General features: G+C 53.9%; 18 protein-coding genes and 2 tRNA genes. 13 read left to right on the top strand and 7 right to left on the bottom strand.

The genetic code is table 11. The features are described from left to right. Positions 1-100 precede the first annotated feature (100 nt). Positions 101-2533 carry a DEAD/DEAH box helicase gene (locus tag RDO88_RS12165; RefSeq protein ID WP_307759626.1) on the top strand — a complete coding sequence of 811 codons (2433 nt, stop codon included), beginning with the start codon at positions 101-103 and terminating at the stop codon, positions 2531-2533. A 77-nt stretch (positions 2534-2610) separates the two neighbouring features. On the opposite strand, the gene RDO88_RS12160 is transcribed toward RDO88_RS12165, so the two are convergent. The 3 genes from RDO88_RS12160 to RDO88_RS12150 all read right to left on the bottom strand — a co-directional run bounded on the left by RDO88_RS12160 (position 2611) and on the right by RDO88_RS12150 (position 4191). After that, positions 2611-3084: a GNAT family N-acetyltransferase gene (locus RDO88_RS12160; RefSeq protein ID WP_307759625.1), complete on the bottom strand. Its 474-nt coding sequence runs from the start codon at positions 3082-3084 to the stop codon at positions 2611-2613. A gap of 34 nt (positions 3085-3118) precedes the next feature. Then, positions 3119-4039: a class A beta-lactamase gene (gene bla / locus RDO88_RS12155; RefSeq protein ID WP_307759624.1), complete on the bottom strand. Its 921-nt coding sequence runs from the start codon at positions 4037-4039 to the stop codon at positions 3119-3121. Between the two features lie 65 nt (positions 4040-4104). After that, positions 4105-4191, bottom strand: a tRNA-Ser gene (locus RDO88_RS12150). A gap of 99 nt (positions 4192-4290) precedes the next feature. Here RDO88_RS12150 and RDO88_RS12145 point away from each other — a divergent pair. From RDO88_RS12145 to RDO88_RS12130, 4 genes are all read left to right on the top strand, one after another. Then, on the top strand, positions 4291-4869 hold the full coding sequence (locus tag RDO88_RS12145; protein ID WP_022020500.1) for a porin family protein: 579 nt from the start codon (positions 4291-4293) through the stop codon (positions 4867-4869). Between the two features lie 100 nt (positions 4870-4969). Next, positions 4970-7435: a primosomal protein N' gene (priA, locus tag RDO88_RS12140; protein ID WP_307759623.1), complete on the top strand. Its 2466-nt coding sequence runs from the start codon at positions 4970-4972 to the stop codon at positions 7433-7435. A 21-nt stretch (positions 7436-7456) separates the two neighbouring features. Next, positions 7457-8179 (top strand): PHP domain-containing protein, encoded by a 723-nt coding sequence (locus RDO88_RS12135; protein ID WP_307759622.1) that lies wholly within the window; start codon positions 7457-7459, stop codon positions 8177-8179. 196 nt (positions 8180-8375) lie between these two features. Further along, on the top strand, positions 8376-8879 hold the full coding sequence (locus RDO88_RS12130; protein ID WP_307759621.1) for a low molecular weight protein-tyrosine-phosphatase: 504 nt from the start codon (positions 8376-8378) through the stop codon (positions 8877-8879). A 68-nt stretch (positions 8880-8947) separates the two neighbouring features. On the opposite strand, the gene RDO88_RS12125 is transcribed toward RDO88_RS12130, so the two are convergent. Beyond that, positions 8948-9715, bottom strand: a complete 768-nt coding sequence (locus tag RDO88_RS12125) for a hypothetical protein (RefSeq protein ID WP_307759620.1) — start codon at positions 9713-9715, stop codon at positions 8948-8950. A gap of 19 nt (positions 9716-9734) precedes the next feature. Further along, positions 9735-11810 (bottom strand): HDIG domain-containing metalloprotein, encoded by a 2076-nt coding sequence (locus RDO88_RS12120; protein WP_307759619.1) that lies wholly within the window; start codon positions 11808-11810, stop codon positions 9735-9737. Between the two features lie 98 nt (positions 11811-11908). On the opposite strand from RDO88_RS12120, the gene gltX reads away from it, so the two are divergent. The 4 genes from gltX to RDO88_RS12100 all read left to right on the top strand — a co-directional run bounded on the left by gltX (position 11909) and on the right by RDO88_RS12100 (position 17119). Then, positions 11909-13435 carry a glutamate--tRNA ligase gene (gene gltX, locus RDO88_RS12115; RefSeq protein WP_307759618.1) on the top strand — a complete coding sequence of 509 codons (1527 nt, stop codon included), beginning with the start codon at positions 11909-11911 and terminating at the stop codon, positions 13433-13435. A 33-nt stretch (positions 13436-13468) separates the two neighbouring features. Continuing rightward, on the top strand, positions 13469-14689 hold the full coding sequence (locus tag RDO88_RS12110) for a glycosyltransferase N-terminal domain-containing protein (RefSeq protein ID WP_307759645.1): 1221 nt from the start codon (positions 13469-13471) through the stop codon (positions 14687-14689). Between the two features lie 27 nt (positions 14690-14716). Further along, positions 14717-16405 (top strand): tetratricopeptide repeat protein, encoded by a 1689-nt coding sequence (locus RDO88_RS12105; protein WP_307759617.1) that lies wholly within the window; start codon positions 14717-14719, stop codon positions 16403-16405. Between the two features lie 174 nt (positions 16406-16579). Then, the gene (locus RDO88_RS12100; protein ID WP_307759616.1) at positions 16580-17119 is read left to right on the top strand and encodes an outer membrane beta-barrel protein; all 540 of its coding nucleotides are present in this window, start codon (positions 16580-16582) and stop codon (positions 17117-17119) included. 177 nt (positions 17120-17296) lie between these two features. Here RDO88_RS12100 and RDO88_RS12095 read toward each other — a convergent pair whose 3' ends face one another. Then, on the bottom strand, positions 17297-17812 hold the full coding sequence (locus RDO88_RS12095; RefSeq protein ID WP_022020001.1) for a gamma carbonic anhydrase family protein: 516 nt from the start codon (positions 17810-17812) through the stop codon (positions 17297-17299). 87 nt (positions 17813-17899) lie between these two features. Then, positions 17900-19681: an aminopeptidase P family N-terminal domain-containing protein gene (locus RDO88_RS12090; RefSeq protein WP_307759615.1), complete on the bottom strand. Its 1782-nt coding sequence runs from the start codon at positions 19679-19681 to the stop codon at positions 17900-17902. A 270-nt stretch (positions 19682-19951) separates the two neighbouring features. Here RDO88_RS12090 and rpsU point away from each other — a divergent pair, with 270 nt between their 5' ends. The 4 genes from rpsU to RDO88_RS12070 all read left to right on the top strand — a co-directional run bounded on the left by rpsU (position 19952) and on the right by RDO88_RS12070 (position 21575). After that, positions 19952-20143 carry a 30S ribosomal protein S21 gene (gene rpsU / locus RDO88_RS12085; RefSeq protein ID WP_021848668.1) on the top strand — a complete coding sequence of 64 codons (192 nt, stop codon included), beginning with the start codon at positions 19952-19954 and terminating at the stop codon, positions 20141-20143. A gap of 70 nt (positions 20144-20213) precedes the next feature. Continuing rightward, positions 20214-21098, top strand: a complete 885-nt coding sequence (gene xerC / locus RDO88_RS12080) for a tyrosine recombinase XerC (protein ID WP_307759614.1) — start codon at positions 20214-20216, stop codon at positions 21096-21098. Positions 21099-21114: 16 nt separating this feature from the next. Further along, entirely contained in the window at positions 21115-21414 is a 300-nt protein-coding gene (gene hpf / locus RDO88_RS12075) for a ribosome hibernation-promoting factor, HPF/YfiA family (RefSeq protein WP_307759613.1), read from the top strand. 87 nt (positions 21415-21501) lie between these two features. Then, positions 21502-21575 (top strand) — tRNA-Thr (locus RDO88_RS12070). Positions 21576-21577: the final 2 nt, after the last annotated feature.

The raw sequence follows: 21577 nt of genomic DNA, 5'->3' as shown, positions 1-21577 counted from the left end.
GACAGGCAGGAGAGAATAAAAAAGGGCAGTTTGGCGGCTTGACTGAAAGAGCCGACAAACTGCCCTTTTCTGCTTAAAATGGTTTCAGAAGGAGGATGTCATGAATACACAGGAGAAGGAAACATACCGTTTGCCCGAGTTGAAGGAACGCCGGGTGCCCGAAGCCTGCCGTGAAGAGATAGGCGCGTTGTTGGGCGAGATTTATGGTTACAGTCAGTTCAGAGATCTGGAAATATATGAGGATCTTTTCAAAGGGAAGTCAAAGACTACCCTTTCGCAGGGAAGGCTTATCGAACATGTGGTGTGCGAGGCTGAGAAAGGACTCGGAGAATTGGAAGGAAGTCCGGATAATATTTTGATGACGGCACCCACGGGCTCGGGCAAGTCGTTACTTTTCCAGCTGCCGGCCATCTATTTGGGACGGCATTACGGAGCGCTTACGCTGGTCATTTCGCCCTTGAAGGCGCTGATTGTCGACCAGGTGGAGAGCTTGCAGGATTTGGGCTACGGGCGTGTGGCCTATGCGTCGTCCGACTTGTCGCCCGAACAGAAGGCCGAAGTGTACCGCCGGGTGCGCGAGGGTGAGGTAGACCTGTTCTATCTTTCGCCCGAGCTGCTGCTGTCGTATGACATCCATCATTTTGTAGGTGACCGTCGCATCGGTCTGGTGGTAGTCGATGAGGCTCATACCGTGACTACCTGGGGTAAGGAGTTCCGCGTGGATTATTGGTTCCTGGGGCGTTACTTGGCAGGCTTGAAGCAGACGTTGGGATATCGCTTCCCGCTGTTTGCACTGACGGCTACGGCGGTGTGGAATCCGACGGGCGACAATGATATGGTTTTCGAAACGATACGTTCGTTGCAGATGGAACCCTGTGTGCTCTACATCGGTACGGTGAAACGCAGCAATATCGGCTTTGATATCCGTCCGTTGCAGCTGGAAGAAGGAGAAACCTACGACAAAGCCAAACAGCGTGCGGTTTCAGCACGGGTGGACGACTATTTGGACGGCCACAAGACACTGCTTTATTATCCCTTTGCCGGTGGCATCGACATGCGTATTAAGTCGTGGGTAAAGCCTGCCGACTGGCCGTTGGTGGCCTCCTACTACGGCAAGAAGGACAAGATACAAAAAGCTGCCATTGTGGATGCTTTCAAGGACGGAAGTAAGCGCCTGATTGTGGCTACCAAGGCTTTCGGCATGGGTGTGGACATCAGCGACATCGACCGTGTCTATCACGTAGCTCCCTCGAGTACGTTTGTCGATTACGTGCAGGAAATCGGGCGTGCGGCCCGCGACGCATCGGTACAGGGAGTTTCGGCAACCGACTTCCACGAACGCGATTTCTACTACATGAACCGTCTGCATCAGACGGGAGCCATCGCACAGGAACAGTTGGCTCTGATTTTGCAGAAACTCGTCGAGGTGTATCACATGAAAGGACGGCAAGCAGAAATGCTGGTGTCGCTTTCCGACTTCGAGTTCGTGGTGAAACTGCCCCGTACCAAGAACAAACTGGAATATGAAACCGAGCTGGGGCAATTCGTGAAGACGGCCTTGTTGTGGTTGGAGGAAGATATCCAGAAGCGTTTCGGTAAGCGTCTGCTGGAGGTAAGTCCGCAAAATTTGCTGGTCGAAGGTTATGTACAGGACAAGACGGGCGATGCTTTTGCCCGTGAATATGCCGCCTACCTGACTTTGGTGACAGGGGAAGAAAATGTATATCTGGCCCGTCTCGACCGTCTGTGGGAAGAGTGTTTCCCCGAATTGGGTTATAAGGAATTCAAGCAGAAACTGAATAACGGTACTTTGTGTGAAGGAGCACGCCCGGTAGCCGTAGGTAAGCATGAAGTGCTGTTGAAAGAAGATGCCGAAACACTTCGCCGTCGTATGGACGAGCTGTTCAAGAGCCTGGTTACTTTGCTCAAGACAGCCTTGCTGAAAAACAAGGGACGGTTTGACGAGGAAGCCTTGCGCGCCGTTTTTGCCGAACATGCGATGGATGTTCGTTCGGCCAGGCGTTTTATCACTTCTTTGCTTGAGAGCCGTACGGAGGAAGGACGTAGTGTCAGCTGCATCAGCAGCCAGAAGAAAAAGGAGTCCAACGAACTTTCGTTTACCGTGACCCGTGGTTTCGATTTGTTGCTTTCGCGTTATCAGAAGTTGTTCGCCCAGCGCATCACTGGGCGTAAGGGTGACCGTCTGCAGTTCTACTGCACACCTTTTTCCGACCTGAACATGTTGCTCAATCTGCTTTCCATGCTGGGAGGACTGTCGTTCAGTGTGGCAGGAGGAGGCACACCGTGCGTGCATGTGCGCTTCAACGATGTGGAGGCTCTGGAGCAATTGGCTGCTTCCGATGGCTACCGTAACCTGATTCTCGATGCCAACGAACGCATCTTCCAGGAGCAAATCGAACTGTTTACCATCTTTTTCGGTTCCGACCGTATGACCGATGACTGCCGTTGGGATTTTATAGAAGATTATTTTACCGGTCTGTCGGTGGAAGAGTTGAAAAGAAAGTATTGTTAGCGGTTAGTGGTAAGCGGTTAACGGTTAGTATATTCCTCACCGTTCACCGCTAACCACTAACCGTTAACCGCTTACCACTAACCACTAATCTTCTGGTACGCCAGTCGTTCGTCACCGTTCATCAGATAGATGATGCCGCAATAGTGGAAGCCATGCTTCTGCAGGATGTGTTGCAGAATGTGGTTGTCGCGGTGTGTGTCGGCCCGCAGGTTCTGTATCTGCGTGTAGCACCAATCCAGACAGGCGGCAGCCACGCCATGACTGTCTTCCGTACTGGCCAGCCGGTGTATGGTGGCGTAAGGGCGTTCGTCGTCCAGCCATTGGCCGTCGTAGATGCGGGCGTATGTGGGGTCTTTGCCCGGAATGAAGGTAAACGTTCCGATGATGCCGGCCTTTTCGTCCAGACAGACATAGCTGTGACCGGCTTCGATATCTTTCCTGATCAGTTCACGGCTGGGATAGCTTCCTGTCCATTGTTTCAGGTTGCCGCTTTTCCGCATGATACGTTTGCCTTGTTCGAAGATATCCATCAGGCGGTCCAAGTCTTCCATTCGGCTTTTTCTGATTTGTATTGTCATAATGCTGTCAATGTTTCTTCAGGTGGTTGAAAACGATTTGTGATATCTGTCCGATAATCTCTTCCGTTTGTGTCTCCTTGTATCCGGAGTCTTTTACAAATACGGCCAGAATATAACGGGTTCCGTCGGGTAGGGTGATGAAACCGAGGTCGTTGGTTGCGATAATCCGACCGTTTTCGGCTGTATATCCGCTTCCGGTCTTGTGGCCGATTGAGGCTCCGGTGTTACGCAACGGGGCGGGAAGGCGTGCCGTGCCAGTCTGGCAGGCAGTCATTGTTCCCTTGATGAAGGCCTTGTAGGGTTCCTCGATAACATCAGTTTCCAGAAAATGTTCCAATAGTACAGCCGCTGCATAAGGTGTACTCCAGTTGTTCCGACTGAGGCGATGATCCCTCTGCATGTCGGCTTCGGTGCAGGCAATGCCAAAATCATCGGTTATATCCAGGCTTCTGATGAAGGCATCGGTCTCAGAAGGCGACACCAGTCGGTCGAACAGAATGTCGCAGGCGTTGTTGTCGCTCTGTTGTAATGTATATTCCAGTAGGCTCCTTACGCTGATGTTCATCCCGTCCGCAGATTCTTCTTCTTGCAGATACTTGTCTCTGAGCGGGCTCCATGTATCGGGTTTCAGGTCATCGGATGTGATGTGGAGCAGGGTGTCGAGTGGCAGTGCATGTCGCTGCAGGTAGTTGCATACAGCCAATGCCTGATGGAACTTGAAAACACTCATCATTTCGTAACGTTGTGTGTTGTTCAGGGTCAGGCTGTCACCCTCTGCTGTCAGCAAGGCAATGCCGACTTGTGCATCCAGCGTGTCTGTATAGGCCTGCAGTTCGGCTCGCAGTTGCTCATATCGGTTGTGGGTCGGATGGCAACCATAGACCGTAAAAAAGAAAGCCACCAAAGCGGCAATGATGAACATTTTCATAAGATGTAATGTTTATAACAACAAAAGGATGCAAATCTTACGTTCAGACTTACATCCTTTTTGAGCGGAAAGACAGGGATTCGAACCCTGGGAACAGTTGCCCGTTCACCGCATTTCGAGTGCGGCCCGATCGACCACTCCGGCATCTTTCCTTGTTAGGCGGTGCAAATGTAGCATGTTTTCCGCTAAATTGTTCCGTTTTTATGGATTATTTTACATATATTTGCCCAAAACTTTAAAAATTGAAGAGTATGAAAAAGGTTTTTAGTATTTTATTGGTTGCTGTGTGCTGTTTGGCACTGGCTACGCCTGCTCAGGCCCAGCTTATCAAGTGGGGTGTGAAAGGTGGTTTGAATATGTCTAAGTTGGACTTCAAAGAAGGGCCTACAAGTGATAATACTACCGGCTTCTTTATTGGTCCTATGGCTGAAATTACAATACCAGTTGTTGGTTTGGGGGTTGATGCGGCGGTGATGTATTCTCAGCGTGGTGAAGATGAATGGAAACAACAGGGAGTAGAAATTCCTGTAAATTTGAAGTATACGATTGGCTTAGGTAGTATGTTGGGCGTTTATGTAGCAGCAGGTCCTGACTTTTACTTTAATTTTAAGGATACAAAGTGGGAAGGCTTGGATACAAAAACAACTCAGGTAGGAGTTAATATTGGCGCTGGTCTTAAGTTAATAAAGCATTTGCAAGTAGGTGTGAATTATCAGATTCCTTTAGGGAATACATTTTCTTGGAAGAATGTAGGAGATGCTGTTATGGATGGAATAGGAGGAAATGGTAAGACCAAAACCTGGCAGATTTCCGTAGCCTACATTTTCTAAACAGAATAATTTCTGCTGAAACAAGAATAGCGCTGCCCGCTTCGGATGGGCGGCGCTTTTTTTGCACTATCTTCAGATAAGTCGTATCTTTGCCGCATCTATGGAGAAGTTTGTCGACGTCATATTGCCCTTGCCCCTGCATGCCTGTTTCACGTATGCCCTGCCGCCTGAAATGGACGGAGAGGTACAGATAGGTTGCCGGGTGGTGGTGCCTTTCGGCAAGAAGAAGTTCTATACGGGCATTGTGCGCAATGTGCATTACCTGAAGCCGCAGGATTACGAAGTGAAGGAGGTGACGGCCGTACTCGACGGGCAACCCATCCTGCTGCCCTTGCAGTTCCGGTTTTGGGAGTGGCTGGCCGACTATTACCTCTGCACGCAGGGCGATGTCTATAAGGCAGCCTTGCCCTCGGGACTGAAGCTGGAGAGCGAAACGGTGGTGGAGTACAATCCTGACTTCGAAGCCACGGAACCGCTGTCCGAACGCGAACAGAAGGTTCTTGACCTGCTGGCTGCCGAGCCCGAGCAGACGGTGACCCGGCTGGAGAAGGACAGCGGCCTGAAGAACATCCTCGCCATGGTGAAGTCGTTGCTTGAAAAAGACGCCCTCTTTGTGAAGGAAGAACTGAAGCGCACCTACAAGCCCAAGACCGAGACGCGTGTGCGCCTCACCGAAGCGGCGCGTAACGAACGGCGGCTGCACTTCTTCTTCGACGAACTGCAGCGACGGGCCCCCAAGCAGCTGGACCTGCTGATGAAGTATATCGAACTCTCCGGTTGTCTGGGAGGGAGAGCTGTCAAGGAGGTGCCCAAAGCCGAACTGCTGAAACGCTCGGGTGCCACACCTGCCGTATTCAACGGGTTGGTGGACAAAGGCGTGTTCGAGGTCTATCAGCAGGAAGTGGGGCGGCTCGAAACCGTTGCACAAGCCTTGATGCCCCTCAACGAACTGAACGTCCACCAGCAACGGGCCTTCGACGAAATCCGTGCTTCGTTCCGCGAAAAGAATGTCTGCCTGCTTCATGGAGTCACGTCCAGCGGCAAGACCGAAATCTATATCCACCTCATTGATGAGGCTGTCCGTCAGGGCAGGCAGGTGCTCTATCTGCTGCCCGAAATCGCCCTGACCACCCAGATTACCGAGCGCCTGAAGCGTGTCTTCGGCAGCCGGCTGGGTATCTACCATTCCAAGTTTCCCGACGCCGAGCGGGTGGAGGTGTGGCAGAAGCAGCTCTCCCAGGAACCCTACGACATCATCCTCGGCGTGCGCTCGTCCCTCTTCCTGCCCTTCCAGCGGCTGGGACTGGTCATCGTCGACGAGGAGCACGAGAATACCTACAAGCAGCAGGACCCCGCTCCCCGCTACCACGCCCGCAACGCGGCCATCGTGCTGGCCTCCATGTGCGGGGCCAAGACCCTGCTGGGAACCGCCACGCCCAGCGTGGAGAGCTGGTACAACGCCACCGAGGGCGGCAAGTATGCCTTGGTGGAGCTGAAGGAACGCTACAAGGAAATCCAGCTGCCCGAAATCATTCCGGTTGACATCAAGGAGCTGCAACGCAAGAAGCGCATGAACGGTCCCTTCTCGCCCCTGCTGCTGCAATATGTGCGCGAGGCGCTGGAGCAGAAGGAGCAGGTCATCCTCTTCCAGAACCGCCGCGGCTTCGCACCGATGATCGAGTGCCACACGTGCGGCTGGGTGCCCAAGTGCAAGAACTGCGACGTCAGCCTCACCTACCATAAGGGGCTCAACCAGCTGACCTGCCATTACTGCGGCTACACGCAGCCCGTGCCCCGCCAGTGTCCCGCCTGCGAGGGGGTGGACCTGCGTAACCGAGGCTTCGGCACGGAGAAGATTGAAGACGATGTGAAAGCCATCTTTCCCGAGGCCCGCGTGGCCCGCATGGACCTGGATACCACCCGTACCCGGGCGGCCTACGAACGCATCATCCACGACTTCCAGCAGGGACGGACGGATATCCTTATCGGTACGCAGATGGTGTCCAAGGGGCTGGACTTCGACCACGTCAGCGTGGTGGGCATCCTCAATGCCGACACCATGATGAACTATCCCGACTTCCGCGCCTACGAGCGTGCCTTCCAGCTGATGGCACAGGTGGCCGGGCGGGCCGGGCGCAAGAACAAGCGCGGGCGGGTGGTGCTGCAGACCAAGAGCATCGACCACCCCATCATCCCGCAGGTGATGCACAACGACTTCGAGGGGATGGTGGTCGGGCAGCTGGCCGAGCGGCAGCTGTTCCGCTATCCGCCCTACTACCGGCTGGTGTACGTCTACCTGAAGCACCGCAACGAGCAGCTGCTCGACGTCATGGCGCAGACCATGGCCGCCAAGCTGCGTGCCGTCTTCGGCGCACGGGTGCTGGGCCCCGACAAACCGCCCGTGGCCCGCATACAGACACTGTTCATCCGCAAGATTGTCCTCAAGATAGAAGTCAACGCCCCCATGGCCCGTGCCCGCCAGCTGCTGGTGCAGGTGCAGCGCGAGATGGTGGCCGAAGACCGTTTCAAGTCGCTCATCGTTTACTACGATGTCGATCCGATGTAGCATATATATAGGAATACAGATATGAAGATAGCATTAGACGTACACACGCATACCCTGGCCAGCGGGCATGCTTTCAGTACCCTGCAGGAGATGGCGCAGGCCGCGGCCGACAAGGGGCTGGAACTGCTGGGCATCACCGAGCACACGCCCGGCATCCCCGGCACTTGCGACCTGATTTACTTCCGCAACCTGCACGTCGTGCCCCGCCGCATGTATGGGGTGGACCTGCTGCTGGGGGCGGAAATCAACATCCTCGACACGGAGGGCCGCCTCGACCTGGACGAAGCGCACATGAAGAAGCTCGACCTGCGCATTGCCGGCATCCATTCGCTCTGCTACCAGCCGGGCACACCCGAGGAGAACACGCAGGGCCTGCTGAGCGTGATTGCCAATCCCTACATCCACATCATCAGCCATCCCGGCGACGGTACGGCCCGCCTGCTGTTCGAACCCGTTGTGCTGGCGGCAAAGGAACACCACACGCTGCTCGAAATCAACAACAGCTCCCTGAAGCCCTGCCGCCACAAGGAGGAGGCCCGTCCCAATAATCTGGAAATCCTCCGCCTGTGCAAGCATTACGAAGTGCCCGTCATCCTGGGCAGCGACGCCCATATCTCGTTCGACATCGCCAACTATGAATACGTGCTTGAACTGGTTCGGGAAGCCGACTTCCCCGAAGCGCTGATTCTGAATTCCGACGTGCGCCGGTTCAAGGAATATTTAGGAATAGATTTGACAAAATAGGACAGGAAACTGACTGCTCTCCCGGGGAGGTTTCAACCACAGCCCCCGAATGTTTGAAACCTTGAGGGGGAATGTTTGAAACATTCGACCCTTATGTTTGAAACATACCGATGCCTCCGCTCAGAATGAGCTTTGGCGGCTCTTGGACCTGTTTCTCGACTGAAAATGATTTTATTTGACAATTAAACGCAACTGTATGGAAAGTAAAGACCTGAAAACCCCGAAAAAACATCGCATCCTGTTCGTCTGCCTCGGTAACATCTGCCGTTCTTCTTCGGCCGAGGGCGTGATGAAGCATCTGGTGGAGGAGGCCGGAAGGACCGATGAATTTGTGATAGACTCCGCCGGTATCCTGAGTTACCATCAGGGCGAACTGCCCGACCCGCGGATGCGTGCCCATGCCGCCCGCCGCGGTTACGACCTTGTACACCGTTCGCGCCCCGTCCGCACCAGCGATTTCGAGGACTTCGACCTCATCATCGGCATGGACGACCGCAATATCGAGGACTTGAAAGAACGTGCTCCCTCGGTTGAGGCCGAGCGGAAAATCCGCCGCATGACCGACTATTGCACCCGCTTCACCCATGCTGACCACGTGCCCGACCCCTATTACGGCGGCGCCGAAGGGTTCGAATACGTGCTCGACCTGCTGGAGGATGCTTGTGCAGGACTGCTTGAGGAATTGATAATGGATAATTGAGAATGGATAATGGATAATGGAAGGTTCCCCCTCTTACTAATAATTTTCAATTCTCAATTCTCCATTCATTACCCATGATACACGTCATGATAGTGCCGCTTCTCGTCGTTGAGGCTGCATGTGGCGTCGATGCCTGCCTGACGGAGCCGTTCGGCAATCTCGTTGAGCTGCGTGCGGGGCACGCGGCCGATGTAGTACAGGCGGTAACGATAGGTCTTGTCCAATACTTCCATGACGTGTGTGGCGTTCGGCTCGCGTGCAAAGTCGAAGTTCACCTTCAACAGGTCGTTGTAGGCATAGTGGATTTCGCGTCCGGCGCTGACCACGGTCAGGCGGTCGGCTTCCAGGCGGAGGTAGCAGAAGCGTACCTGCAACAGGTAGATGCTGTAAAGGCTCGCACTGAAGAACAGGATGGGAAGGGCGATTCCGGTCCAGCGTTCGACGTCCAGCGTGTAGAAAGCCAGGCTGAGGCAAAGAACGAACAGCACGAAGTACCAGAACATGTAGAGCGACATGCGGCGATAGACGGTGGTGCCTGTCGGCCTTGTGCTTCCTTCCGTGGCAGCCGGATGGTTGTCGAAGGCGATGCCGCGGCTCACCAGGGTGCGTATCAGTGCTGTGGGATGGTTGCGCAGGTGTACAATCCGTATTTTCTCTTCGCCCGACTTCAGCCGCAGGGTCAGGATACCGGGGCCGTAAACGTTGGCAGGGCTGTGGCGGTCGGGTTCGGGCGTGTGACGCTGCATGAAGCTGAATCCGGCAATCTGTTCCGGCGTCAGCTGGTTGCGTTGCAGGAAGCGCAGGGCGCGCTGTTCTTCTTTGGCAGTAGGTTTCATGGCTCTATCGGGTTAGGTTTCACTTTTTATCGTCTTGCTTTTTCAGTTCGGGATAGCTGATGCGTGTGTGGTAGATGGTCTTCAGCTTCTCCTTGAACACTTCCTTCACGGTGGCGATATCCTTGAAGGTGATGGGGCACTCCTTGAAGTAGCCCTCGGCCACCTGCGAGTCGATAATCTTCTCCACCAGGTTGCTGATGCTTTCTTCGTCATACTGGGGCAGGCTGCGCGAAGCGGCTTCCACCGAGTCGGCCATCATCAGCACGGCCTGTTCCTTGGTGAAGGGATTCGGGCCGGGGTAGGTGAACAGAGCTTCGTCGGGTTCCTGGCCGGGGTGCTCGTTCTTCCACGAGATGTAGAAATATTTGGTTTTTCCTTTACCGTGGTGGGTAGTGATGAAGTCCTTGATGACCTTGGGCAGGTTATTCTTCTCGGCCAGTTTCATGCCGCCGGTGACGTGGCTGATGACTACCTGCGCGCTCTGTTCGTAGCTCAGGTTCTTGTGCGGATTGATGCCTCCTCGCTGGTTCTCGGTGAAGAATACGGGATTCTCCATCTTGCCGATGTCGTGGTAGAGGGCACCGGTACGCACCAGCTGGCTCTTGGCTCCGATGCGGTTGGCTGCCTCGGCTGCCAGGTTGGCCACCTGCATGGAGTGCTGGAAGGTGCCCGGCACGGTCTCGGACATGCGGCGCAGCAGCGGGGTGTTGATGTTGGACAACTCGACCAGCGTCACGTTCGACGTGAAGCCGAAGGTCTTCTCCAGCACAAACAGCAGCGGATAGGTGAAGAGCAGGAAGATACCGTTGATGATGAAGTAGATGTACATCCGGCCGTTCAGTTTCGACAGGTCGTTTTCCGTAATCATTTCGAAGGCGAAGTAGAGGGCGGCATACGTCAGGATGACCAGCACGGCCGTCTTGAACAGCTGCGAGCGTTGCGACAGCTCGCGGAGGCTGTAGATGGCCACCATGCCGGCAGCTATCTGGAGCAGGATGAACTCATGCGGGTAGCGCAGGCAGATGGAGCACACCAGAATGGTGACGACGTGCGTCAGGAAAGCTGTGCGCGAGTCGAGGAACACGCGGATGATGACCGGCAGCATGGCGTAGGGCAGGATGTAGACGTTGAACAGGTTGTTGGCCATCATGATGGCGGTCACCACGCAGTAGAACACCACCAGCGAGAACAGCAGGGACAGGCTGCCCTTGCGGTTGTAGTAATCCTTGCGGAAGAGGTCGAGATAGAGCATGAAGCACAGCATGAAGAGGCTGACGTAGAGTATCTGCCCGAACAGCATCAGGCGCTTCTGTCCTGCCGTGTCGCTGCGCTTGATGGACTCCTTGCGCAGGCTTTCGAGGATGTTGTAGGTCTCGGGACTGACAATTTCGCCGCGGTCGATGATCTTCTGCCCGCTCAGCACGATGCCGCTGGCCCACGAATAGTTCTCCAGCATTTCCTTGCGGGCAGTCTCGGTGCGGACGCTGTCGTATGCCAGGTTGGCCGAGAGGTATTCGTTCAGGGCATATTGACGGAGCAGGTGGGGCGGGTAGTGCAGGGTGTCGGCCGTAAGGATGTAGTGGTAGGCCGACTTGACGGTGAACAGCCGGTCGGTGGGCTGCTGGCTGGCCAGTTTGTCGCTCACCATCATGATGCTCTGGGTGCTGTCCCGGTGGAGGCGCTCCATGTCTTCGGAGGTCAGTATGCCGGCCTGGTAGACTTCCTTCAGCCGTTTCTCGATGTATTGCAGGTAGGAGGCGTTCAGATGTTTCTGGTACGACTGGTTCTGATAGCCTTCCTTCAACCGCTTCACCGCATTGTCCGCCACTTCCTTCTGCTGCTGGTAGTAGGGCTGGAAACGGGCCAGGATGCTGTCCTGCTCCCGCTTCACCACTTCGTCCGTCTTGTAGATGGGAAAGTCGAAGGTGGCGATGAGCTGACCGTATTTCCACGGTTTGTCGATGTCAAACTGATAGTTGAACTTCCCGTCGCGCGGCATGAAGTAAACCATGACTGTGACAGTAGCGATGAAAATGAGTGCTTTGTATAGCAAATCTCTATAGTTGACGGGTCTTTTCTCGTTGAATTTGTTCATATCGCTTGAAATTTTTGCGAAAAGTACAAAAAAAAACAATCATGTGGAAAAAAAGGCTTAATTTTGCCGTCTAAAATATTCATAAAGTAAGGTAGATTATGACAGAAAGAAGAGTCAGAGTCCGTTTTGCTCCGAGTCCGACGGGAGCATTGCACATTGGCGGTGTGCGTACCGCGTTGTATAATTACCTCTTTGCACGCCAGCATGGAGGCGACCTCATTTTCCGTATCGAAGACACCGACAGCAACCGTTTCGTACCCGGTGCTGAAGAATATATCCTGGAGTCGTTCAAGTGGCTCGGCATCCCCTTCGACGAGGGTGTCAGCTTCGGCGGCGAACACGGTCCTTACCGTCAGTCCGAACGCCGCGACATCTACAAGAAGTATGTCAAGGTGCTGCTCGACGCCGGCAAGGCCTACATCGCCTTCGACACGCCCGAGGAACTCGAGGCCAAACGTAAGGAAGTGGCCAACTTCCAGTACGATGCTTCCACCCGCCTGCAGATGCGCAACTCACTGACCCTTCCCAAGGAAGAAGTGGATGCGCTGATTGCCGAGGGCAAGCAGTACGTGGTGCGCTTCAAGATCGAACCGAACGAAGACGTGCATGTGCACGACCTCATCCGCGGCGAAGTGGTCATCAACTCTTCCATCCTCGACGACAAGGTGCTCTACAAGTCGGCCGACGAACTGCCTACCTACCACCTGGCCAACATCGTGGACGACCACCTGATGGAGGTATCCCACGTAATCCGTGGCGAGGAGTGGCTGCCTTCGGCTCCGCTGCATGTGCTGCTCTACCGCGCCTTCGGCTGGGAAGACACCATGCCCCAGTTTGCCCACCTGCCCCTGCTGCTGAAGCCCGAAGGCAACGGCAAGCTGAGCAAGCGCGACGGCGATCGTCTGGGTTTCCCCGTCTTCCCCCTGGAATGGCACGACCCCAAGACCGGCGAAGTGTCTTCGGGTTACCGCGAGGCTGGTTACTTGCCCGAGGCCGTCATCAACTTCCTTGCCCTGCTGGGATGGAACCCCGGCAACGACCAGGAACTGATGTCGATGGACGAGCTGGTGAAACTCTTCGACCTGAGCCACTGCAGCAAGGCCGGTGCCAAGTTCGACTATAAGAAAGGAATCTGGTTCAACCACGAATACATCCTCCAGAAGCCCGATGCCGAAATCGCCGGGCTGTTCAAACCTGTATTGGCTGCCAATGGCGTAGACGTGGCACAATACAGCGACGAGTTCCTGACCCGCGTCGTGTCGCTCGTCAAGGGCCGCGTCAATTTTGTGAAGGAACTCTGGGATCAGGCCCGTTTCTTCTTTGTGGCTCCCGAGGCCTATGCCGAGAAGGACGTGAAGAAGCGCTGGTCCGAAGACACGCCCCGCATCATGGGCGAACTGGTGGAAGTGCTGCGCGGCATCGCTGACTTCAGCTCGAAGCCGTCCGAAGACATCGTCATCGGCTGGATCACGGAGAAGGGCTACCACATGGGCAACGTGATGAACGCCTTCCGTCTGGCTGTTGTGGGCGAGTGCAAGGGCCCGCACATGTTCGACATCACCGAACTGCTGGGCAAGGAAGAGACCATCCGCCGCATCCAGCGTGCCGTGGAGGTACTGAAATGAAACGGAAATAACTCATAATCTTCGGAGGATATGCTGTTATACGACTTGGGAATAGGGCTTTACGACATCGCGGTCCATCTGGCCGCGCCTTTCAGCCGCAAGCCCCGCAAGATGATGAAAGGCCATTGGGTAGTGTACGAACTTCTGCGGCAGCAGCTGCAGAAGGACGTGCCCTACATCTGGTTTCACGCCGCTTCGTTGGGCGAATTCGAGCAGGGGCGACCGTTGATCGAGCGCATTCGTGCCAAGTATCCCCGCTACGGCATCCTGCTCACCTTCTTCTCGCCGTCGGGCTACGAGGTACGCAAGAACTACCGTGGGGCCGACGTGGTGTGCTACCTGCCCTTCGACAAGCCGCGCAATGTCAGGAAGTTCCTCGACATCGTGAATCCCTGCATGGCCTTCTTCATCAAATATGAGTTCTGGAAGAACTACCTCGACGAACTCCACCGCCGTCACATTCCCGTGTACAGCGTTTCTTCCATCTTCCGTCGCGGGCAGATTTTCTTCAAGTGGTACGGAGGACCCTACCGCAACGTGCTGCGCAACTTCGACTATCTCTTTGTGCAGAACGACCGCTCCAAGCGCTACCTGGCCAAGATAGGCATCAACCGCGTCACGGTGGTGGGCGACACGCGCTTCGACCGTGTGCTCCAGATCCGTCGTGAGGCCAAGGACCTGCCGCTGGTTGAGGCTTTCAAGGGCGGGGCGCTGACTTTCGTGGCCGGTAGCTCGTGGCAGCCCGACGAAGACCTGTTCATCGACTACTTCAACCGCCATCCCGAGATGAAGCTCATCATTGCGCCCCACGTCATCGACGAGAGCCACCTGGTGGAAATCGTGCGCAAGCTGAAGCGTCCCTACGTGCGCTACACCCGTGCCGACGAACAGAACGTCCGTAAGGCCGACTGCCTTATTATCGACTGCTTCGGTCTGCTTTCTTCCATTTACCGCTACGGCGAGGTGGCCTACATCGGCGGCGGCTTCGGCGTCGGCATCCACAACACCCTCGAGGCGGCCGTCTATGGCATCCCCGTCATCTTTGGGCCCAAATATCAGAAGTTTCAGGAGGCCGTGCAGCTCATCGAGGCGCAGGGCGCCTTCTCCATCCAGAACGGCGACGAACTGAACCGTCTGCTCGACCGCCTCTTCTCCGACCGTGCATTCCTCGAAACGACCGGCCGCCGTGCGGGCGACTATGTCACCGGCCAGGCCGGCGCCACGGACAAGATTCTGGAGATGATTAACTTCTGAGGTAAATGCTCGTAGGGGATGAGGGCTATGAAATCACGGTTCCGGCTTGTGTTTTTGTTCTGCCTGTCGCTGATGGGGATGGTCGCCTGTTCTCGTCCGGATGCCGGGCGTGAAGCCCTGCTGGTCCGGGCTGATTCCCTGCTTGGTCAGTTGCCCGACAGTGCCCTGACGCTGCTGCAGCCGTTGCGTACCGAGCGGATGGACCGTCAGGAGGCCGCCCGCTATGCCTTGCTGCTGGCCCGGGCCACCAACAAATGCTTCCGGCCGTTGCTTCCCTGCGACTCCCTGCTGGACATTGCGCTGAAATACTACGACGACCCCACCCCCGAACGGGCCGTTGCCTTGCTCTACAAGGGACGGCTGGTCGAGGAGATGGGCTGGCACGAAGAGGCCGCCCGCCTGCTGCAGGAAGCGCTGTCCATCGCCACCCGCTTCCCCGAAGAGCAGGAAACGAGGCGGCACATACTCAGTTCCCTGGGCAATCTTTATTTCTATTCCGGTAACTATGATGCTTCGCTTCCTGTATACCGGCAGCTTTATGAATGTTGTGAGACGGAGCTGGACAAGGCGATCGCGCTGGATGACATTGCATCTTGTTATGCTGTAAAGGGTGGGGTGGATTCTACATTTCTTGTGCAGAAGAGAGCTTTGTACCATGCTTTTGCTTCCAATGATTCTTTAATTATCGCGACAAATTTACTGTCGATGGGCCTTAATTATAAGGATAATGATAGGCGTGATTCTGCTTTGTATTATATAAGATGGGCGCTTCGTCAAATTCCGAATGATGAATCTAAAGGTAACTGCTATTATAATTTAGGTTCTTTGTTTGCCAAAGAACAGGAAATGGGTGACTCTGCTTTGTTTTATTTGGCTGAAAGTTGGGCTGATTCAACGTTTGATGGGAGATTTCTGTGTCTTCAAGATTTGGCGGATTTGGAAGCAGCTAAGGGAAATTACCGTATAGCCAATGCCTATTTGCTGCAATACATAGCGTATGCCGACAGCTTGATCTTTTCCGAGCAGTCTACGGAGATTGAGCAGTTGATTTACAAGCATGGTATTCAGATGAAAGTACGGGAAGAGCAGATGAGGTCGCAGCGTCTTCGGGAGCGGATGGTTACAGGCTTCCTTTTGTGTCTGGTGGGGATTGTAGTGCTGTTCCACTATCGTTTGAGTAAGAGAAAACGGAAACAACGGATATATGAAGCCCATTTAACTTATACTAGAGAGAAAATCAATGCTTTACAGACGACCATTGAAGATAATACGGTCATCATAGAACTGCTGCGGAAGGAACATCGGCAACTGGAAGAAGAAGTGCAGAGAGGTGAGCTGGAAGTACGGGAGAGGGAAGCCGTGATTGCCGGTCTGAAGAAGGAACAGGAGACCTTGCAGAATTGGCTCTTTTCTCAGACCGCCATCTATAAGAAAGTACAAGCGTTGCGCAAACAGTGGGTAGGGGGAAATAAGGAGCAGAAAGTGCTGGATGCGGCTGGCCGTCAGAAGCTGAAGGAAACGGTGCTCGACCTTTATTCTTCTCAGGTCAAGGAGTGGAGGGCGCACTATCCCCGTCTGTCCGAAGACGACCTGCTGTTGCTCTGTTTGCAGTTCGCTTCGTTCGATTCCCAAAGCATTGCCATCTGCTTCGGATATGGGGATACGCATACCATCAACCAGCGGAAAACACGCATTCGGGAGCGAATGGAGGAATGAATCATTGAAAGTGTGACTGTCTGATTTTGTATATGATTATAAATCAGGTATTTACAAATTTGAATTGTGACTGTCTGTTTTAACTGTGCCTTTGGAATTGTGACTAACTTTGCATCGTTTGAATGAGAGAAAAACGAATCTTTTATTTTATTAATTCATTAATGTCAATAGAGTATGAAAAAGTTAGTTATCATGTGTGTATTGGCTGTCTTCGCGATGGCGGCCAAAGCTCAATTCTATGCAGGAGGTTCGATAGGCTTTTCTGCGGTTACTACGAAGCAGAACCGGGAGTCACATACCAATTCGACCTATATGGTGATGCCGGAAATGGGTTATCGCATTAACAACCTTTTTTCGGTAGGTGTTTCCGGCGGTGTGTCGTATACCGTCATAGGTGAAGGCGATGATGTTGCGACTTACAATCTTTCACCTTATATCCGTACAACCTTTGCTCATGTGCGCTGTGTGGATTTCTTTGTCGACGCTACGGCCTTTTACCAGCGTGAGCGTTCGGGTGACACCGCAACGGCTGTAAACGGTTGGGGCGTGGCGTTGAATCCGGGTATCTTGATTAACCTTTCGGACCGTGTACAGCTGATGGGACGGACTTCTTTGTTCCAATATACAAAGATGGGAAAAAAGGCGTCTGCTGTCAAGCAGGTGGGTTTTTCCATTCCGGCCACGCTGTCGGTGGGAGTGATTTATCTGTTTTAAAAAGATGATTAGAGCAATCTGTCGCTTGCCGTTGGTGCTCCCTTCCGACGCCGTGCTTCCACACCTCCTGACGAAGCACTGCATGAGGTCGTGAGGAAGTGCTTCGTGATACAGTAACGCCGTGCTCCGTCAAGTGGTGACGAAGCACGGCGTCAGCCTGTTATGCCGTACGGTGTGTCATTCCTTGTACCAGCCGGCGTACATCAGGTAGTTGTGCGCTATCTTCTGGTTCAGCTCCTTGGCCTGTTCGGGGTCCACCTTCTTGATGAACTTGGCGGGTACGCCGCCCCAGATGCTGCCCGGCTCGATGACCGTGTTACTCAGCACCAGCGAACCGGCGGCCACGATGGCGCCTTCGCCCACCACGGCGTGATCCAGCAGCGTGGCGCCCATGCCGATGAGGGCATAGTCCTTCACGGTGGCGCCGTGGATGGTGACGTTGTGGCCGATGGACACGTGGTCGCCTATCTCGATGGTCGATTTCTCGTAGAGCGTGTGCAGCACGCTGCCGTCCTGTATGTTCACACCGTTGCCGATGCGGATGGAGTTGACGTCGCCGCGCAACACGGCGTTGAACCATACGCTGCAGTCGCGGCCCATCTTCACGTCGCCCACGAGGGTGGCGTTGTCGGCCAGGAAGCAGTTTTCTCCTATTTCGGGCGTAAAGCCTCTTACTGATTTGATTAATGCCATTTTTTTTAGCGGTTAGCGGTTAGTGGTTAGCGGTGAGTGGTTAACGATGCTTACTAACTGCTCACCGTTAACTGCTCACCGCTCTGTTTAAATCCTCTTGCAAGCCTTCTCCAGCCATAGCCGTTCGTCTTCGTCGAGGCTGGGCGAGAGTTGTTCGTATACCTTGCGGTGGTACTGGTTCAGCCAGTCGATTTCTGCCGGAGTCAGCAGGTCGCGGATGATGCCGCGGGTGCAGATGGGGCAGAGGGTGACGGTCTCGAACTTCAGGTAGCGGCCGAACAGGCCTTCACCCGCAGGGACGGTTAGCACGAGGTTCTCCGTGCGGATGCCGTGACTGCCGGCCTTGTAGACACCCGGCTCGTTGCTGGTGAGCATACCCGGACGCAGGCTGACGGGGTTCTCGTTCATGCGGATGCTCTGCGGGCCTTCGTGCACGTTGAGGAAATGGCCCACGCCGTGCCCCGTGCCGTGCAGGAAGTTCATGCGGTGCTGCCAGATGGGCATGCGGGCCAGTACGTCGAGCTGTGCGCCGCGCGTGCCTTCGGGGAAGACAGCCATGGCCAGGTCGATGTGGCCCTTCAGTATCAGGGTGTAGTCGGTCTTCTCTTCCTCGGTCAGCGGGCCCAGGGCAATGGTACGGGTGATGTCCGTGGTTCCGTCCAGGTATTGCGCACCCGAGTCGAGCAGCAGGAAGCCGTGGGGCTCCAGCGGAATATCTGTTTCGGGCGTGGCCTCGTAGTGGACGATGGCTGCGTGGGCGCCGTATCCGGCGATGGTGTCGAAGCTTTCGCCCATGTAGAGCGGTTGGGCGGCACGCAGTTCGTGCAGTTTCCGGTCGATGCTGATTTCCGTCTCATGGCCTTGAGGTACAGCCTCTTCCAGCCACTTCAGGAACTTGACCAGCGCCACGCCGTCGCGCTGCATGGCTTGTCGCAGCCCGGCTATCTCCTGCTCGTTGCGCACTGCTTTCAGCAGAGCAACCGGCGAGGCGGCTTCGATGACGCGGCACTGCTGTGGTATGGCCGAGCGGACGGCATAGTTGGTCTTGCCCGGCTCCAGCATCAGGCTGCCTACTAGCAAATCCTGCAAGTGGGTGAGGATGTCGGCGTAGGGCAGGCAGGCGACGCCGTTCTCTTCGAGGTAGGCGCGGACGGAGGACGTCAGCTTCTGCGGTTCGATGAAGTAGCAGGCTTCCTGCTCGCCAATCAGCAGGTAGCTGACGACTACGGGGTTGCAGTGCACGTCGCTGCCGCGCAGGTTCAGTACCCAGGCTATCTCGTCGAGGGCGGAGAGTAGCAGGCATTGCGTTCCGGCCCGGCGCATCTCGGTACGGATGGTTTCCAGCTTCTGTGCGCAGGTGCGTCCGGCATATTTTGTCTCATGGATGAAGGCGGGTGCCTGCGGCAGAGGTGGACGGTCGGTCCAGATGTCGTTCATGGGGTCGGGCAGACTCTTCACAGCGATATGGGCGGCAGCCAGCTCTTCTTTCAGGTTGCGGGCCGCTTCGGTGGAGAAGACGGTGCCGTCGATGCCGGCAGTCTGGCCTTCCTTCAGTTCGGCAGAGAGGAAGGCGGGGATGGAGGGCGTTTCGGGCAGCATTTCCTTGTACAGGTCGATGCCGGTACCCTCCAGTTGGCGGGCTGCCTGGAGGAAGTAGCGGGAGTCGGTCCACAAACCAGCTTTCTCAGGAGTCACGACGACGGTGCCTGCCGAACCCGTGAAGCCCGAAATCCATTCGCGGCTCTGCCAGTGGGGCGCCACATATTCGCTCAGGTGCGGGTCGGTGCTGGGGATAATGAAAGCCTCTACACCGGCCTGCTTCATCCAGGCGCGCAAGGCCCGGATGCGTTCTTGAATGATGGTATTCATAGTTGTTGTATTATATAATAATGTGAGACGCATTTCTCTGTCGGATAGAGAAACGCGTATCAAAAGTACGAAAAGCCTCCCGATTGAACAAACTTTCCATTGTGTTTTTGGCATTCCGGACATGGAAAAAGCCGGATAAGTGTATCCGAATATCTCTCTGTAAGTTAAGATTTTGCAGAAAGTTTTTTGTGAATAAAGAAAATATGTGTACTTTTGCGGCTCGAATTTAATCGTGAGATTTTATATATTAACTTTTAATTCATTAAAACAATGATTGTAGTACCTGTAAAAGAAGGCGAAAACATTGAGAAAGCACTGAAGAAATTCAAGCGCAAATTTGAAAAAACCGGTATCGTAAAGGAATTGAGAAGCAGACAGCAGTTTGACAAACCGTCTGTAATCAAAAGACTTAAGAAAGAACGTGCCGTTTACGTGCAGAAACTTCAGCAAGTAGAAGATTAATAATTCGTAAAATCCTTTGAATTATTGAATTCTTTTCATACATTCGTTGCACATTTAGTTATGTAGCGATATGTGGTTGACTGATTCTTTTTTGGACTACCTCCGTTACGAGCGGAATTATTCGGACGAGACCCTGAAGGCCTACGGCGAAGATATACGTCAGTTCCAGAGTTATGCTGAAGAAGAATCCTGCGTTCGGTCTCCTCAGGAAGTGAAGGCGGAACTGGTTCGTGAATGGGTCGTCTCGTTGATGGACCGGAAGTATACGTCGACCTCCATAAACCGGAAGCTGAGTTCGCTCCGTTCTTATTATAAATTCCTTCTGAAGAAGGGTGAGGTGAAGGTGGATCCGTTGCGGAAAGTGATGGGACCCAAGAACAAAAAGCCTCTGCCTGTGTTCTTGAAGGAAAGGGATATGGATCGGTTGTTGGACGATATTTATTTCGGAGATGGGTTTGAGGGGTGTCGTGACCACCTGATTATCGGAATGTTTTATGCTACGGGCATGCGACTTTCGGAACTGATCGGGTTGGATAACGGAGATGTGGATTTTGCGGCGTCTGTCATCAAAGTGACTGGAAAACGTAACAAACAACGTCTGATCCCTTTTGGTGACGAACTGCGAAACGAGATGCAGGAATATGTCAATGTGCGAAATGAATGTGTGGATGTTAAATCCGATGCATTTTTCGTTCGCAAGACGGGTGAACGTCTCTATCGCGGCATAGTTGATAACATTGTGAAACGAAACCTTGCGAAAGTGGTGGTTGCGAAAAAACGGAGTCCGCATGTGCTGAGACACACTTTTGCGACAAACATGCTGAATCATGAGGCAGAGTTGGGAGCAATCAAGGAACTGTTGGGGCACGAAAGTTTGGCTACGACCGAGATTTATACGCACACAACTTTCGAAGAACTTAAAAAAGTGTATAACCAGGCTCATCCTCGGGCCTAAAGAAAAGGAGGTAAGTATGGAAATTAGAATTCAATCAATTCACTTTGACGCATCAGAGCAATTGCAGGCTTTTATTCAGAAGAAAGCTGCGAAGTTGGAGCGATTTTATGATGATATAAAGAAAGTAGAGGTGTCATTAAAGGTAGTTAAACCAGAAACAGCCGAAAACAAGGAAGCCGGGGTGAAAGTTTTGGTCCCCAATGGCGAATTGTATGCGAACAAGGTTTGTGATACGTTTGAAGAAGCGGTAGATTTGTGTCTGGAAGCTTTGGAAAAACAGCTGGTTAAGTACAAGGAAAAATTACGTAGTAAATAAAAAGTCTGCAAAAATTTTGCAGGAAAGAAATAAATGCCTAAATTTGCAGCCGTTTCGAGCACGGTGTGGCGGAACGGCTGCAAAATTGCCTCTTTAGCTCAGTTGGCCAGAGCACGTGATTTGTAATCTCGGGGTCGTTGGTTCGAATCCGACAAGAGGCTCG

It is taken from the genome of uncultured Mediterranea sp., from assembly GCF_902493215.1.
In the GTDB taxonomy this organism is placed as follows: Bacteria; Bacteroidota; Bacteroidia; order Bacteroidales; family Bacteroidaceae; genus Bacteroides.
Note: the sequence above shows the minus strand (reverse complement) of the source record. Positions and strands in the feature narration are given on the sequence as shown.

Bases quoted from the DNA above. Each gene is read 5' to 3' on its own strand.
- RDO88_RS12165 (WP_307759626.1), top strand. From the start codon at position 101: ATGAATACACAGGAGAAGGAAACATACCGTTTGCCCGAGTTGAAGGAA.
- RDO88_RS12160 (WP_307759625.1), bottom strand. From the start codon at position 3,084: ATGGAAGACTTGGACCGCCTGATGGATATCTTCGAACAAGGCAAACGT.
- bla (WP_307759624.1), bottom strand. From the start codon at position 4,039: ATGAAAATGTTCATCATTGCCGCTTTGGTGGCTTTCTTTTTTACGGTC.
- RDO88_RS12145 (WP_022020500.1), top strand. From the start codon at position 4,291: ATGAAAAAGGTTTTTAGTATTTTATTGGTTGCTGTGTGCTGTTTGGCA.
- priA (WP_307759623.1), top strand. From the start codon at position 4,970: ATGGAGAAGTTTGTCGACGTCATATTGCCCTTGCCCCTGCATGCCTGT.
- RDO88_RS12135 (WP_307759622.1), top strand. From the start codon at position 7,457: ATGAAGATAGCATTAGACGTACACACGCATACCCTGGCCAGCGGGCAT.
- RDO88_RS12130 (WP_307759621.1), top strand. From the start codon at position 8,376: ATGGAAAGTAAAGACCTGAAAACCCCGAAAAAACATCGCATCCTGTTC.
- RDO88_RS12125 (WP_307759620.1), bottom strand. From the start codon at position 9,715: ATGAAACCTACTGCCAAAGAAGAACAGCGCGCCCTGCGCTTCCTGCAA.
- RDO88_RS12120 (WP_307759619.1), bottom strand. From the start codon at position 11,810: ATGAACAAATTCAACGAGAAAAGACCCGTCAACTATAGAGATTTGCTA.
- gltX (WP_307759618.1), top strand. From the start codon at position 11,909: ATGACAGAAAGAAGAGTCAGAGTCCGTTTTGCTCCGAGTCCGACGGGA.
- RDO88_RS12105 (WP_307759617.1), top strand. From the start codon at position 14,717: ATGAAATCACGGTTCCGGCTTGTGTTTTTGTTCTGCCTGTCGCTGATG.
- RDO88_RS12100 (WP_307759616.1), top strand. From the start codon at position 16,580: ATGAAAAAGTTAGTTATCATGTGTGTATTGGCTGTCTTCGCGATGGCG.
- RDO88_RS12095 (WP_022020001.1), bottom strand. From the start codon at position 17,812: ATGGCATTAATCAAATCAGTAAGAGGCTTTACGCCCGAAATAGGAGAA.
- RDO88_RS12090 (WP_307759615.1), bottom strand. From the start codon at position 19,681: ATGAATACCATCATTCAAGAACGCATCCGGGCCTTGCGCGCCTGGATG.
- rpsU (WP_021848668.1), top strand. From the start codon at position 19,952: ATGATTGTAGTACCTGTAAAAGAAGGCGAAAACATTGAGAAAGCACTG.
- xerC (WP_307759614.1), top strand. From the start codon at position 20,214: ATGTGGTTGACTGATTCTTTTTTGGACTACCTCCGTTACGAGCGGAAT.
- hpf (WP_307759613.1), top strand. From the start codon at position 21,115: ATGGAAATTAGAATTCAATCAATTCACTTTGACGCATCAGAGCAATTG.